Origin of the sequence: Trinickia sp. NRRL B-1857, from assembly GCF_050470685.1 — a bacterium.
Lineage (GTDB): Bacteria > Pseudomonadota > Gammaproteobacteria > Burkholderiales > Burkholderiaceae > Trinickia.
In genome coordinates, this window is the sequence record NZ_JBFLUK010000001.1 from 2770935 (window position 1) to 2784759 (window position 13825).

At 61.9% G+C, this 13825-nt stretch carries 10 protein-coding genes; 4 read left to right on the forward strand and 6 right to left on the reverse strand.

Translation table 11 applies throughout. The features are described 5' to 3' along the window. Window positions 1–2: 2 nt before the first annotated feature. From AB1286_RS12330 to AB1286_RS12345, 4 genes are read right to left on the reverse strand one after another with little or no spacing between them, the layout of a single operon-like run. The gene (locus AB1286_RS12330; protein ID WP_430363552.1) at window positions 3–662 is read right to left on the reverse strand and encodes an acetyltransferase; all 660 of its coding nucleotides are present in this window, start codon (window positions 660–662) and stop codon (window positions 3–5) included. Continuing rightward, complete coding sequence (locus AB1286_RS12335) at window positions 662–1294, reverse strand: class I SAM-dependent methyltransferase (RefSeq protein WP_430363553.1); 633 nt, start codon at window positions 1292–1294, stop codon at window positions 662–664. Before AB1286_RS12335 ends, AB1286_RS12330 begins: the two co-directional genes overlap by 1 nt. Beyond that, entirely contained in the window at window positions 1291–2001 is a 711-nt protein-coding gene (locus AB1286_RS12340) for a WbqC family protein (RefSeq protein WP_430363554.1), read from the reverse strand. Before AB1286_RS12340 ends, AB1286_RS12335 begins: the two co-directional genes overlap by 4 nt. Beyond that, on the reverse strand, window positions 1991–3157 hold the full coding sequence (locus AB1286_RS12345) for a DegT/DnrJ/EryC1/StrS family aminotransferase (RefSeq protein ID WP_430365051.1): 1167 nt from the start codon (window positions 3155–3157) through the stop codon (window positions 1991–1993). The genes AB1286_RS12340 and AB1286_RS12345 overlap by 11 nt, the downstream gene beginning before the upstream one ends. Before the next feature lie 296 nt (window positions 3158–3453). Here AB1286_RS12345 and AB1286_RS12350 point away from each other — a divergent pair, with 296 nt between their 5' ends. From AB1286_RS12350 to AB1286_RS12365, 4 genes are read left to right on the forward strand one after another with little or no spacing between them, the layout of a single operon-like run. Beyond that, window positions 3454–5946 (forward strand): glycosyltransferase, encoded by a 2493-nt coding sequence (locus tag AB1286_RS12350; RefSeq protein ID WP_430363555.1) that lies wholly within the window; start codon window positions 3454–3456, stop codon window positions 5944–5946. A 10-nt stretch (window positions 5947–5956) separates the two neighbouring features. After that, window positions 5957–7963, forward strand: a complete 2007-nt coding sequence (locus AB1286_RS12355) for a tetratricopeptide repeat protein (protein WP_430363556.1) — start codon at window positions 5957–5959, stop codon at window positions 7961–7963. A gap of 48 nt (window positions 7964–8011) precedes the next feature. After that, complete coding sequence (locus tag AB1286_RS12360; RefSeq protein WP_430363557.1) at window positions 8012–10294, forward strand: tetratricopeptide repeat protein; 2283 nt, start codon at window positions 8012–8014, stop codon at window positions 10292–10294. Further along, the gene (locus AB1286_RS12365; RefSeq protein WP_430363558.1) at window positions 10291–12288 is read left to right on the forward strand and encodes a tetratricopeptide repeat protein; all 1998 of its coding nucleotides are present in this window, start codon (window positions 10291–10293) and stop codon (window positions 12286–12288) included. The genes AB1286_RS12360 and AB1286_RS12365 overlap by 4 nt, the downstream gene beginning before the upstream one ends. Window positions 12289–12382: 94 nt before the next feature. Here the strand turns inward: AB1286_RS12365 and AB1286_RS12370 are convergent, their stop codons facing one another. Further along, window positions 12383–13240 carry a hypothetical protein gene (locus AB1286_RS12370; RefSeq protein ID WP_430363559.1) on the reverse strand — a complete coding sequence of 286 codons (858 nt, stop codon included), beginning with the start codon at window positions 13238–13240 and terminating at the stop codon, window positions 12383–12385. 276 nt (window positions 13241–13516) lie between these two features. Further along, window positions 13517–13816 (reverse strand): flagellar protein FliT, encoded by a 300-nt coding sequence (locus tag AB1286_RS12375; protein ID WP_430363560.1) that lies wholly within the window; start codon window positions 13814–13816, stop codon window positions 13517–13519. Window positions 13817–13825: the final 9 nt, after the last annotated feature.

Here is a 13825-nt window from a genome sequence, read left to right on the forward strand (position 1 = left end):
TCTTACAGCTTCAAATCCGTGCTCGGCATGGCCAGCTTCGTCGCGGGGTTGCCTTTGTAGACGGACCAAGGCTCGGTGCTTTTCATCACGGCGGCGGCCATGGCGATGAATGAACCTTCGCCGATCTTTATGCCGTCGCGCAACGTTGCGTTTACACCTAGGAAGCTGTAAGCGCCGATCGTGCAGTGGCCGGACATGACGACATGCGAGGTGACTGTCACATGGTCTTCGATGCGTCCGTGATGCCCGATGTGATTGCCGCTCCACAGCACGACGTTGTTGCCGATCGACGTGAACGGTTGCAACGTGTTGTCTTCGAGGATGAAGCAGTTATCGCCGATCGGGTTATCGAAGCGCGTGGCTTTCGAGCTCACGTAGCTGACGAGCGTGTAGCCGCGTTGCTTGATCTCGAGGTAGACCCGTTCGCGATCGCGATTCATGTGCTTGGGCGACATCGGTGCGAAAAAACTGAAATCCGACGGCGGATGCGATTCGCTCACGTCTTCGAATGCGACGACCGGCAGCCCCCTGAAGGTACCGCTCTCGGGCAGATAGTCGCGATTGACGCAGAACGCGACAACCTTGTGCGGCGAGTCGTGCTCGAGGTAGTAGTGGGCGAGCTCGGCATAGTCTTGAATGCCGAATATGACGACGTTTGCCATCAGTTGGACTCCTTGTAGACGTACGTCGTGTACTCGTACAGTCCATAGTCATGCCGCACGACGTAATGACGCGAGAGCTCCCGAGCTAGAAAGTGAGTCAGGTCGGTGAGCGGGACATGGAAGAGATCGTCGCGCTCCCAATCGACCTCTTTCGACATCACATTGAAAGCGATCCCTCGGCGAGTCTTGGCGAATACGGCGCGCAGCATCTTCCCGAAGTAATCCCACATCGCGTCGTACGACATCTCGCGTTTCTCGGTGAACACACCGTTCATCACGACGTAGTCGAACGTGCCGAGCCGATCAGGTTCGCTCAAAATGTCAACGCACAGGTATTCGTTCTGAGGGTACTTCGTGCTCGACAATTCGCAAAAGGCCGGTGAGGCATCGAGGCCGGTGTAACGCACGTCGGTCACGCCGCGCTCCAGCATGTACTGATACAGATGCGAGGCGCCGCAACCGAAATCGAGCAACGTGGCCGGACCATGGCTCGGCTTGATGACGTCGAGCATCACCTGGTAGCGCTTGGCGGCATCGTCCGCGTTGGGCCAATCGACGCCGCGATGCGTATCGCCATGGCGGGCGAGGCAATCCTCGTAATGACTGATCAGAGAGTGGTAACCAGAACTCATGACAAAGTGGCGCAACGAAGCATTTGATCGACAACCGCCGGGTCGTTCCACATCATCGCGTCGATGATCGACAGTCCCGGGACATAGGCAAGCCGGCCGCACTCATACGGAGTGAGTACCGGTTGCAGGAACTTCAGTTCGAGCCCTTTATCGGCGAACTCGCTTCGCGTGTAGAGCTCCATGCCCCCAATGGCATTGACGTATACGCTCGTGCGCTCCTGAAGGCAAATATCGATGATGCGATCCTGGCCCTTCAATGCGGCATTCGCATATTGGCGGGACGTCGCGACGATATCCGTGGATAGGCGCAAATAATCGCGCACCGCGGTGAGACCATGGAGCAGGTAATCGGCCAGATTCGACGCGTCATGACGGACGACCCGCTCGACGAGCGGAAATACGTGCTGAAATTGCGGCGCGCGTGTATAGCTCTGCTCGATGGTCTTGAGCATCTTGTCGCGCCAACTCGGTGTTGCCTCGAGTTCGATGTCGCAGATCAAGCGGTTTTGGCTCGCTTGTTGCAGCGGCACCGTGACCATATGGGCTACGCCCGCGACATTAATGCGATTGCGATTGATCCAACCTTTGTTGATGTAATTCACATCGTCGTACACGACAAACGCATCGACTTTCGCCATCAGCTGAAAGTAGCCGATATAGGGAAAGAAGTAAGGCTGCATGATCGCCAGCCGGCGTTCAGCTTGCATACTGCTGCCGCCCCGCGAAAGTCATGACGAGATCGATGATGCGATCCTGCTCGGCCGGCGTCAGCGCGGGGTAGATCGGCAAGCAAAGGACTTGCTCTGCGATTTCGCTGGCTACCGGCAGATTCGAACGCCCGGCGGACGGCAATCCGCGGTAGGTCGGAAACTCGCTGATAAGCGGGTAAAAGTAGCGGCGCGCCGCGATGTTGTGCGTGCGCAATTCGTTATACAGCGCATCGCGGCTGATCGGAAAGTCGCGCGTGATGCGAACGGGGAAATACGAATGGTTGCGCGTGCAGTCGGCAGGCGTTGCCGGAAGCACCAGGCCTTCGACATTGGCAAGCGCTGCCCGATAGCGTTCGTCGACGCGCGCCCGCTCGGCCTGGATTTTCTCCATATGCTGCAACTGTAGCAGGCCGAAGGCGGCCTGCACTTCGTTCATTTTGCCGTTGATACCCGGCGCAACGACGGTGACTTCGTCGACGAAACCGAAATTCTTTAACTGGTCGATGCGGCGTTTTGTCTTCGCGTCATGGCTGATGATCGCGCCGCCTTCGAATGTGTTGAAAATCTTGGTGCCGTGGAAACTCAACACTGACATGTCGCCGAACTCGAGCACAGATTTGCCGTGCTTGCGCACGCCGAACGCATGCGCCGCGTCATAGAGCACGCGCAGGCCGTAGGTGTCGGCGATACGTTCGATTTCCTCGACCTCGCACGGCGAACCATAGACGTGCACGGGCAAGATGGCGGTGGTCTGCGGCGTGATGGCCGCCTCGATCTTCCTCGGATCGAGATTCATTGTCACGGGGTCGATGTCGGCGAAAACAGGGCGAATGCCGTTCCAATGCAGCGCATGCGTCGTGGCGACGAAACTGAACGGCGTCGTAATGACCTCGCCCGTGATCTTCATCGCCTGCAACGCCGTGATGAGCGCGAGCGTACCGTTCGAAAACAGCGACAAAAACTCGACGCCCAAGTACTCGCACAGCGCTCGCTCGAGCTGCGCGTGAAACTTGCCCCCGTTGGTGACCGTCTTGCTGTCCCAGATCGCCTCCAGATAGGGGACGAATTCCTCCAGCGGCGGCAGGTACGGTTGGGTGACGGGAATCAGTTTGTCCATTGGGTCTACACCTAGGCGCATTGGGGTTCGGCGCAGCGCGGGCGTGGCTTGCGACCATTGCTGTGAAGTCTAGTCGCGCCGCCGGTTTCCCTATCTGTCGATCAGGGGGCGGAATCCGGGCCATTTCGAATGAATGCCGGGAGAGACGGAGAAATTGGGCCGTAAAACCGTCCCTTTTCAGCAAATCGAACCGCGGCCCCGACCGGTAAGCTTGCGGCAATCGAAAAATGCCCGTCGTGCGTGGGATAGAGGACGCCGCCCGCGCAATGTGGAGAAGTTGGTTTGCCGTCGTGCATACCTGACTCGTACCGTTTACCGAAGGATTCGCATCAATGGCAACTGTCAGCATTCTCATCCCTGCGTACAAGCCCGAGTATCTAACGAGGGCCCTGGTGAGCGCGCGGCAACAAACCTATACGGATATCGAAATCCTCGTGGGCGACGATACGGTCGACGGCGCGCTTGCCGCCCTCGTCGCGCAGCAAGGCGATCCGCGCATCCGCTACTTCCATCACGGTTTCCAAAACGGGCTTCGCAATTCGCAGCGGTTGTGGGAGCGGGCCACGGGCACCTATGTCAAGTGGCTTTACGACGACGACGTGCTGATGCCGGAATCGGTCGAAGCGCTCGTGTCCGCGCTCGAGGCGAACCCGCAGTCGGCGCTCGCGTTTCATGAGCGCGTGATCATCAATGAGAACGATGAGGTGACCGCGACGCCCGCCCCGTTGCTCGAACCGGGCCAGCGCGCGCTGGTGGACCGCGGTACGCTCGTGCGCGGGATGATCGGACAGATCCACAACTTCATCGGCGAACCCACCAACGTTATGGTGCGCCGCGCGTTCGTCGATGAGGCGAACGTGCTCGACTATCGTTCGCTGAAGCTAGACTTCCTGAACGACGTGGCGATGTATTTGAACCTGGCAGAGCGCGCGCCGATCGTGGCTGTGGGCGGCTATCTGAGCGCGTTTCGCCGGCACAGCGGACAGCAATCCGATGTGGGCAGCGCCAACTTCAGCGCCGGTATGTACGAGTGGGAAATTTTCGTGCGCGCCGAAGGGGCGGCCGGCAATTTGAATACGTCGGAACTCGCCCATGCGGGCCGACGGCTGGCCGAACTGTACGCGGGCTACCCGGGCAATCAGAACGGCCGCAACGAATTGCCCGAGATCAAGCGTTTGCTCGCGGATTTGCCCGATTTGGTCGAGCGCGATTCGAGCGAGTTGTTTAGCTCGCCGCGCTTCCAGGCGAACCTCGAATTTGCGCGTAGCGCCGTCGCAGGCCGAATCGCGCAGCGTAGTGCGGCGGCAGCGGCTGCTGCCGCGGCAGCTGCGGCGGCCGCGCGTCCGGTCGTCAAGCAGAACATTTGCGTCGTATGCGAGAAACCGGTCGATCGTTGGTTGCCGTTTCCTCATGCCGTCGATCTCGAATTCCTACAGCAGATCGAATCGGTCGGCTCGACGCTCGAGCGCCACTCGTGCCCCCATTGCTACAGCAATGACCGCGATCGCCATCTCTGGCTGTACATCGCATTCACGGGCTTGCTCGAGCAGGCCCCGGCGATGCGGATCTTACATGTCGCGCCGGAGCCCAAAATCGAAGAGCGGATTCGCCGGCTCGGGCCGCTCGAATATATCGCGGGCGATCTGTATCCGCGTTCGCCGGCGCATCGCAGGCTCGATGTCGAAGCGCTCGATTTCCCCGACCACTATTTCGATCTGATCATCTGCAACCACGTGCTGGAGCACGTGGCGCAGCCCGATGCGGCGCTCGCCCAATTCAGCCGCTGCTTGAAGCCGGGCGGCCACCTGGTCGCGCAAACGCCGTATTCGCCGGTTCTCAAGTACACGTTCGAGTTGAACAAGGCCCCGAGCGAGCCGTTTGCAACGCGCTACTTCGGCCAATCCGACCACGTTCGCTTCTTCGGCGCCGATATCGCCGAGCACTTCCATGCGGCGGGTTTTAGCGGCGAGTTGCTGCCGCACGCGGCCGTACTTGGCGATCTCGATGCCGACATGGTTGGGTGTAACGTGCGCGAACCGTTCTTCCTCTTCACGAAAGAGAGCGCACCTCAAGCTGCCGCATCGGACCCGATCATCGTGGGGACCGCGGTGTGGCGCGGTAACGCGAGCGATTTCAGCGCCAAGCCGATTCGGCTCGTCTGCGCGACGCGCCACTCGCAAGAGAGCTTCTTGCGCGAAACCGCTCTCGGCCGTTCGCTAGCCGTCATGCATCAAGCCAAGATGCCCGAGCTGCTGCTATTCGACAGCAACACCACCGGTCTATCGACGCTCTACAACGCTGCAATCGAACAGGCCGCGGGCAACCCGGCCATCCTGGTCTTCGTGCACGACGATGTGTCGATCAACGATTTCTTTTGGATGGATCGCGTACACGAAGGGCTGCGGCAGTTCGACGTGCTGGGCCTGGCCGGCAACCGCCGCCGCTCGCCGCAACAGCCGGCGTGGGCCTTCGCCACGCCTCAATTCGCTTGGGATACGGCCGAATATCTGAGCGGCTCGGTGGGACACGGGAAGGGGCTGGCGAGCGACGGCATCTCGTACTTCGGGCCGACCGGCGTCGAGTGCAAGTTGCTCGACGGTCTCATGCTCGTTGCCGATAGCGCGCGTTTGATCGAGAGCGGCGTGCGCTTCGACGAGCAATTCGACTTCCATTTCTACGACATGGATTTCTGCCGCCAAGCCGAGTTGAAAGGCCTGAAGATGGGTACGTGGCCGATCAGCGTCGTGCACGAGAGCGCCGGTGCGTTCAATACGCCGCCGTGGCGCGCGGGTTACGAGCGCTATCTGCGCAAGTATGGCGAATGAGCGTGGCTCGATGACGGGGCGTCTATTCACCAATCCGGTCGAGCAGCTAAAGCAAGGCTTGGGCGGGCAAGGGCTCGCGTCAACACAGGCGGGCCCCATCGTCACCACCCAAAGCTCATCGGGCGGGATTCGATTCGTGACACCGCCCCTCATCGGCGCACAGGCGACGTCGAGCAACGATGCGGGGTCTGTGGCGCCGACCGTGCCCGTCGTGCGAGCGGCATCGATCGGACTTAGCGCGCCCCCCATCGAAACCGGCTTAGCCCATCAACAGGCGGGCCGCTTCGCCGAAGCCGAAGCGATCTATCGCCAAATCCTTGCCGTCGATCCGAACCATGCGGACGCGTTGCACTTGTCGGGCCTGATCGCCTATCACCGGGGCGAGTACGTACGCGCTTGCGAACTGATCATGGCCGCTTTGGCCCACCGCGAAAGCGAAATCTTCTACGGCAACCTGGGCAATGCGCTAGCGGCCCGCGGCATGCGTGCGGCGGCAATGGAAAGTTTTCGGCAAGCGATCGCGCTGAAGCCGGGGTATGTGCATGCGCATAACAACTTGGGCAACTTGCTGCGCGAGGCGGGCCAGCTCTCGCAGGCCGTGGAATGCTTCAAGACCGTCATCGCGTTGCAACCCGAGTACGCGGAAGCCCACAACAATTTGGCCAACGCGCTGGTCGACCTCGGCGATCTCGACGCCGCGATCGAAGCCTATCGCGCTGCAATCGCACTCAAGCCCGGCCTCTTGGAAGCGCGCAGCAATCTGCTGTTCATCCTCAGCTACCGCGAGGACCTGGACCCATCGGCCTATCTTGCCGAGGCCAAGGAGTTCGGGCGCATCGCCACGGCCGCGGCCAAACCCTGGCGCGACTGGCTTGTCTCGACCGAGCCGCGGCGCAACGGCCCGTTGCGCGTCGGGCTCGTTTCGGGCGATTTGAAGATTCACCCGACAGGCCATTTCCTCGAAAGCCTGCTGGCCCACATCGACCGCAGCCGGATCGAGCTTGTTGCCTATCCGACTCGTCGCTTCGAAGACGCACTGACCGCACGCATTAAGCCGTATTTCTCGGCGTGGACGCCGCTTGCCTCCATGAACGACGAGCAGGCAGCCCGGCGCATTCGCCACGATCGCATCGACTTGCTGCTCGATTTGTCGGGGCACATGAACTACAACCGGTTGCCGCTGTTCGCTTGGCGCGCGGCCCCGGTGCAGGCGAGCTGGCTCGGCTATTTCGCGAGCACGGGTTTGCCGGCGATGGACTATCTGCTCGGCGATCCTCACGTGTTGCCGCGAGATGCGCAGGATCATTACACCGAGCGGCTCTGGCGCTTGCCCGATAGCTATCTATGCTTCACGCCGCCAGCGGAGCGGGTCGACATCGGCCCCTTACCCCTCGAGCGCGAAGGCCATGTGACGTTCGGCTGTTTCAATCATCTGATGAAGATGAACGATAGCGTCGTCGATGTCTGGGCGCGCATCCTTCATGCGGTGCCCGGCTCCCGTCTGTTTCTCAAGGCGAAGCAACTCGACGATGCACCTACATGCGATACCACGCGCGAGCGCTTCGCGGCCCGAGGCATCGATCCGTCGCGCTTGACTCTCGAAGGCCGCTCGCCGCGCGCCGAGTACTTCGCGGCGTACAACCGCGTCGACATCGCGTTGAGTCCATTCCCCTACCCGGGCGGCACGACGAGTGTCGAGGGCTTGTGGATGGGCGTGCCGGTGCTGTGCCGGCAGGGCGATCGCTTCTTGTCCAACATCTGCACGAGCATGCTGCATTCGGCGGGTTTGGCTGAGTGGATCGCCAAGGACAACGACGACTACGTCGCCAAGGCTGTCGCCTTCGCGGCCGATCCGCCACGCCTTGCCGCGCTTCGCCGCGACGCGCGCGCCTCGTTGCTCGTATCGCCGCTGTGTGACGCGGCCCGCTATGCGCGCCACCTGGAGGCGGCTTTCGTGGGGATGTGGCATGACGGCATCGCCCGCTTGATCGGCACGCCGCGCGCGGCCACGGTATGACGACGCGCTGATGCGCGTTGCCGCTTCTTTTCCACGATCGGGTCGACCATGCAAGACACCGCCCAACTGCTGAACAAGGCATTGGCACACCATCAAGCGGGACGTCTTGCCGATGCGAAGACGCTTTACACGCGCATTCTGGCTGCGCAGCCGAAGCATCCCGACGCGCTGCATTTCATGGGGTTGCTAGCTTGCCAGATCGGTCAAAGTGAGGCCGGCATCACGTTGATGCGGGAGTCGATCACCTTTCATGCGAGCCCGATCTACTACAACAACCTCGGCAACGCGCTACGCGACACGCGCAAGCTCGACGATGCGATCGCCGCTTACCGTCGCGCGGTCGAACTGAAGCCCGACTACGCCGAAGCGCACAACAACCTAGGGAACGCATTGCGTGAGACGGGGGATGCGTCCGCGGCGCTTCTGAGTTGCGCGCGTGCGATCGAATTGAGGCCCGGCTATGCCGAGGCGTTCAATAACTTGGGCAACGCGCTGAAGGATTTGGGCGAACTGGACGCCGCGACCCTCGCCTACGGCAAGGCGACTGCGGCGAAGCCGACGTTCGCCGAAGCGCATCTGAATTTGGCGGTGGTCCTACAGACAAAAGGGCACGGCGACGCGGCGCTCGAATGCTTGCGCGATGCGGTGGCGGTCGCGCCGCAACTGGCGGCCGCGCACGACAAGCTTGCGACGCTGCTCATGCATCGAGGCGATATCGCCGGTGCTATCGATGCCTATCGACGCGTCGTGGAACTCACGCCGGAATCGGCCCAAGCGCACAACACGCTCGGCAACGCATTGAACGGCGCCGCGCGCGTGCCCGAGGCGGTGCCGTGTTATGAACGCGCGATCGCGCTCGAGCCCGAGTTCGCAGACGCCTATCACAACCTAGCCAATGCGCTACGCCGTCTGGGCGCACCCGAACGCGCGCTCGGCTATGCGCGTCGTGCGATCGCGTTGCGCGGCGACTCGCCCTCGTTCCATAACAATCTCGGAACGATCCTCGCCGACCTCGGTCAGCCCGACGCCGCCCTGCAATGCTATCGCGACGCCCTCGCGCTCAATCCCGATTTCGGCGAATCGCACACCTGCGTGCTGTTCGGGCAATCGTACGCATCGAACTGGTCCGCCAGTACGCATTTGGCCGATGCCCGCTATTTCGGCGAACGGATGCGAGCGCGCGCGACGCCCTATACCCAATGGCCCGCATTGAGCGATCCGTCGCGCGCGGGGCGTCCGCTGCGCGTGGGCTTCGTGTCGGCCGACTTGCGCAAACATCCCGTCGGCTATTTCTTCGAATCGGTTTTGGCGCAACTCGATCGGAGCCGCATCGAGCCGATCGCCTACTCGAACGCGGTGCACAGCGACGAGTTGACGGCGCGCATCAAGCCGCGCTTCGCAACTTGGCGCCACGTGGCGGAGATGGACGACGTCGAGCTCGCTCAGCGCATCCATGACGATCGGATCGACGTGCTGGTCGACCTATCGGGTCATACGGGCCGTAACCGTCTGGCGATGTTCGCGTGGCGGCCTGCGCCCGTTCAAGTGAGCTGGCTTGGCTACTTCGCGACGACGGGGCTCGCCGAGATCGACTTCTTGTTGGCCGACCCGCATGTGGTGCCGCCGGGCGAGGAAGGGCAGTACACCGAGCGCATCTGGCGGTTGCCCGATAGCTACTTGTGCTTCACGTTGCCGACAGAGCCCGTGCCGGTCGCGCCGTTGCCTGCGCTTGCGAACGGCTATGTCACGTTCGGCTGCTTGAATAACCACAAGAAGCTCAACGACGGCGTGTTTGCCGTCTGGTCGCGCATCTTGCAGGCGGTGCCGCATTCCCGTCTGCTGCTGAAGAACCATCAACTGGCGGAGCCCTCGATTCTGCGCGATACGTATGCGCGTTTCGCGGCGCACGGTATCGACGAGACGCGCTTGATGCTCGAGGGACCGTCTTCACGCGAGCAATACTTCGCCACCTACGGGCGCGTGGACCTTGCACTCGATCCGTTCCCTTATCCGGGCGGCACGACGAGCGTCGAGGGCCTTTGGATGGGCGTGCCGGCGCTGACGCGGCGCGGCGACCGCTTCCTCTCGCATCTGGGCGAGCTTGTTGCTAATACGGTGGGACTGCCCGAGTGGATCGCGGCCGACACCGAGGACTACGTCGCACGCGCGATTGCAGCCGCGGCCGATCTGCCGGCGCTGGCAGCTTTGCGCGCCGGACTGCGCGAACGCGTCGAGCATTCGCCGCTCACCGATGCGCGAACTTTCGCGATGCATTGGATGACGGCGATCGAGGCGATGTGGCAAATGAAAACGAAGGAAATCACACAATGACCGCGACGGATCAAGGTGCTTTCGCGCTTGTCGAGGACGGTCTCGTCCATCACCGCGGCGGCCGTTTGCAGGAAGCGCGCGTTCGCTACGAAGCGGCGCTCGCCCAGATGCCGCGTCATGCCGACGCCTTGCATCTGCTCGGTGTGATCGCGATGCAAGAGCAGCGCTTCGCCGACGCACTCGATATGATCGGACGAGCGATCGAGATCAGCCCGCAGGCGACATACTTCGACAATTTGGGCAGCGCGCTGCGGGCCTGGGGCAAGCTCGAGGCGGCGGTGGAAAGCTACGAACAGGCGCTTTCGCTCGATCCGCATCACTTCCGTGCGCATAACAATCTCGGCATGGTGCTGCTGCAAATGCGGCTGCCGGCCGCAGCCGCAAGCAGCTTCGGCAAAGCGGTTCAGATCAATGCGCAGTTCGCCGAAGCGCATAGCAACCTCGGCAATGTATTGCGCGAACTCGGCGACGCGCAGGCGGCCGAAACGCATTGCCGTCGGGCGATTGCACTACAACCGACGTTCGGCGAGGCGCACAACAATCTCGGCAATGCGTTGAAGTCGCAACGCAGATTGGCGGAGGCGGGTGCCTGCTACCGCGAGGCGCAACGCTTGCTGCCGCACGAGCCGCAAGTCGCACTCAATCTCGGCATCGTGCTGCGCGAGACCGGCGAACATCACGCGGCGATCGCAGCGTTCAGGCGTGCGATCGCATTGAGGCCTGCGTGGGGCGAAGCATGGAGCAACTTGCTGTTCACGTTGAGCTTCGCGCAAGACGTCGCACCGCGCGAGTACTTGGCCGAAGCGATCGCCTTCGGCCGTCTTGCGAGCGAGTCGGCTCGGCCGCATACGAATTGGCTGGTGAACCGAATGCCCGGCGCGCCGCTGCGCATCGGTTTCGTCTCGGGCGATTTCCGTACGCACCCGGTCGGCTTCTTCCTTGAAAGCGTGCTTGCGCATTTGGATCCGACGCGCGTGCAGCTCGTGGCCTATTCGACGCGCCCGTACGAAGATGCGGTGACGCAGCGGCTGAAACCTCGCTTTGCTGCTTGGCGCAGTGTCGTCGGCCTCACCGACGAAGCGGCGGCCACGATGATCCGCAACGACGGCATACATATCTTGTTCGATATGTCGGGGCATACCGATGCGAACCGCTTGCCCATCTTCGCGTGGAAGCCGGCTCCGGTGCAGGTGAGCTGGATCGGCTACTTCGCGTCGACGGGGCTATCGGCGATCGACTATGTGCTCGGCGACGAATGGGTGCTGCCGCGCGATGAGGAGAGTCATTTCGTCGAGCGGCCGTGGCGTCTGCCGCACGGCTATCTGTGTTTCACGCCTCCGGAGCCGGCCGTCGCGCTCGATACGGCCGCTTTGGGCGATATGACTCGCCCACTGACATTCGGTTGCTTCAGCGATCTCGTGAAGGTCAACGATCGCGTGGTCGCCGTGTGGTCGCGCATTTTGCAGGCGGTGCCCGGCGCGCGGCTATTCCTGAAGGCGCAGCAGCTTGCCGACGAAGCGCAGCGCGCCACGACGATAGCGCGCTTCGCCGCGCATGGCATCGCTGCCGATCGGCTGCTATTGGAAGGGCCTTCGCCGCGCGACGAATATCTGGCGGCATATCACCGCGTGGATATTTCGTTGAGTCCGTTTCCTTATCCGGGCGGGACGACGACGGCCGAGAGCCTGTGGATGGGTGTGCCGGTGCTGTGCCGTCACGGCGATCGCTTCCTCGGCCACCTGTGCGAGAGCGTCGTTCAAAGCGTCGAGCTGGGCGATTGGATCGCACGCGACGATGACGACTATATTGCGAAAGCGGTCGCGTTTGCGAGCGATCGAACGGCATTGGCGACGTTGCGCGGCGGATTGCGTGAGCGCGTATCCAACTCGTCGCTGTGTACGCCCGACCGCTTTGCGCGTACGCTCGAAGCGCAATTCGCTCAGATGTGGCGCGCGCACTGCGAGCAGCCGCAACGGATGCCTCATTCGATCTGAAGCACTGTGTCCGCCGCGAAGAATCCGGGGCGGACGATCTCAATCAGGAAAGCGGTTCGACTAGATGACGGCGATTGGCCGGTGCCGGGGCAGCCTACACCATCCCGTTCGCCCGCCTTGCCGTATCGAGCAGCGTATTGCGGACCTGCTGGAACATCTTCAAATAGTTCTGGCTGCCGTGCTCGATCGCGGCCGTCTTCAGCGCATCCAGCACGAGCAGATCGGCAGGATACGGGCTGACGATCGAGCCCGACATCGGCAGGCGCAGCGGATCGAAATGCCGTACGCGCCAATGCCGCTCGCCGAGCAATAGGAGGGAAACGACCCGCTCCTGAACGAATACCTTGGCCGGAACGAATCCGCTGGCATAGGGAATCGAGCTGTTCAGCAATTGCGCGAGAGCGCTCGTGCCGGCTTCGGCCACCGCGAACAGCACTTCGTTGACGGCCAGCCAACGTCGCCAAAACGGCGGCGTCGCCACGAAGTAATTGCAGAAGATCGTATGCCGCGAATCCATCACGGCGTTGTGCGGGTCGATGCCGGGCGCGACAAAGGCGACCGCTTGCTCGAAGACGGGCCAACTGTTCGCATGATTGGTCGCGGCCTGCTCGAATGCATTCAGATGTACCGCGCCCTGATCGAAAAACGGCGAGAAGCCGATGACGTCGATGTCGCGCGGAACCGTGGCGATGAACTCGTTGACTGCCTTCGCGTCGAGCGTGGTCTTTTTGCCGAACTTGGGGGAAAAGAACCCGTAAAGCGTGTTCTCGTCGAGCGTGTGCTTTTGCAAAAACGCGCGGATCGGCCAGTATTCGCGCCAATCGGGCCGCTGACCGCAATTGTCGAGCGGGATGAAACCGGGATCGAGTTGCGCTCGCGTCTCTTCCGAATAGAAGATCTGACGAATTTCGACGCGGCGGGGGCCGGCAAGGGGGCTCGACGGTAAATGCATGATCAATCTCGATCGATTAAACGTGGCGCGGCTACTGCAATCTACAGACTGCGCAGGCGCACGGCGGCGAGTAGATAGTGTGCCACCGCGCGCGTGCCGGGAATGGCTCGAACAGCGCGGCATTTCCCGCCCAGTTTGGGCGCTGCTGCAACGGTGGCAAAAGCTCGTCCAAAAAATAAAGCCGCATTGCTGCGGCTTGAGGGTGACGCACCGCACTAGCTTTCATGCGGTTGTTCTTCGTTATCTCGTATAGCGTTCGGCGCGTATCGGCGCCGTTCAGCGCAGCTGTCCTGCTGCGAGATATTCGCGGGCCGCCGATACGCGCTGACGCGCATCGGTATGGTTCGCCGCAACGGCGTCGCGTGCGGCCGACGCCTTGTTCACGATCGATTCGTTCATCACCATGATCTCGTGGATCAACGCGAGCGCTTCATCCGTTTGCTCGGCTGCGAGCGACATCAAAAGCGGCGTACGTTCCTCGGCCAGATCGGCGGCGAACGCGAAGTCGCCGGCATCAAGCGCGGCGACGAGCGTGCGCGTCATCTCGTAGGCGCGCGAAAGAGATTCGTTCGACATGGCGGCGAA

What these genes read in the sequence shown, in the direction of transcription:
- AB1286_RS12365 (WP_430363558.1), top strand. Translation starts at nt 10,291, where the DNA reads ATGACCGCGACGGATCAAGGTGCTTTCGCGCTTGTCGAGGACGGTCTC.
- AB1286_RS12370 (WP_430363559.1), bottom strand. Translation starts at nt 13,240, where the DNA reads ATGCATTTACCGTCGAGCCCCCTTGCCGGCCCCCGCCGCGTCGAAATT.
- AB1286_RS12330 (WP_430363552.1), bottom strand. Translation starts at nt 662, where the DNA reads ATGGCAAACGTCGTCATATTCGGCATTCAAGACTATGCCGAGCTCGCC.
- AB1286_RS12375 (WP_430363560.1), bottom strand. Translation starts at nt 13,816, where the DNA reads ATGTCGAACGAATCTCTTTCGCGCGCCTACGAGATGACGCGCACGCTC.
- AB1286_RS12360 (WP_430363557.1), top strand. Translation starts at nt 8,012, where the DNA reads ATGCAAGACACCGCCCAACTGCTGAACAAGGCATTGGCACACCATCAA.
- AB1286_RS12335 (WP_430363553.1), bottom strand. Translation starts at nt 1,294, where the DNA reads ATGAGTTCTGGTTACCACTCTCTGATCAGTCATTACGAGGATTGCCTC.
- AB1286_RS12350 (WP_430363555.1), top strand. Translation starts at nt 3,454, where the DNA reads ATGGCAACTGTCAGCATTCTCATCCCTGCGTACAAGCCCGAGTATCTA.
- AB1286_RS12355 (WP_430363556.1), top strand. Translation starts at nt 5,957, where the DNA reads ATGACGGGGCGTCTATTCACCAATCCGGTCGAGCAGCTAAAGCAAGGC.
- AB1286_RS12340 (WP_430363554.1), bottom strand. Translation starts at nt 2,001, where the DNA reads ATGCAAGCTGAACGCCGGCTGGCGATCATGCAGCCTTACTTCTTTCCC.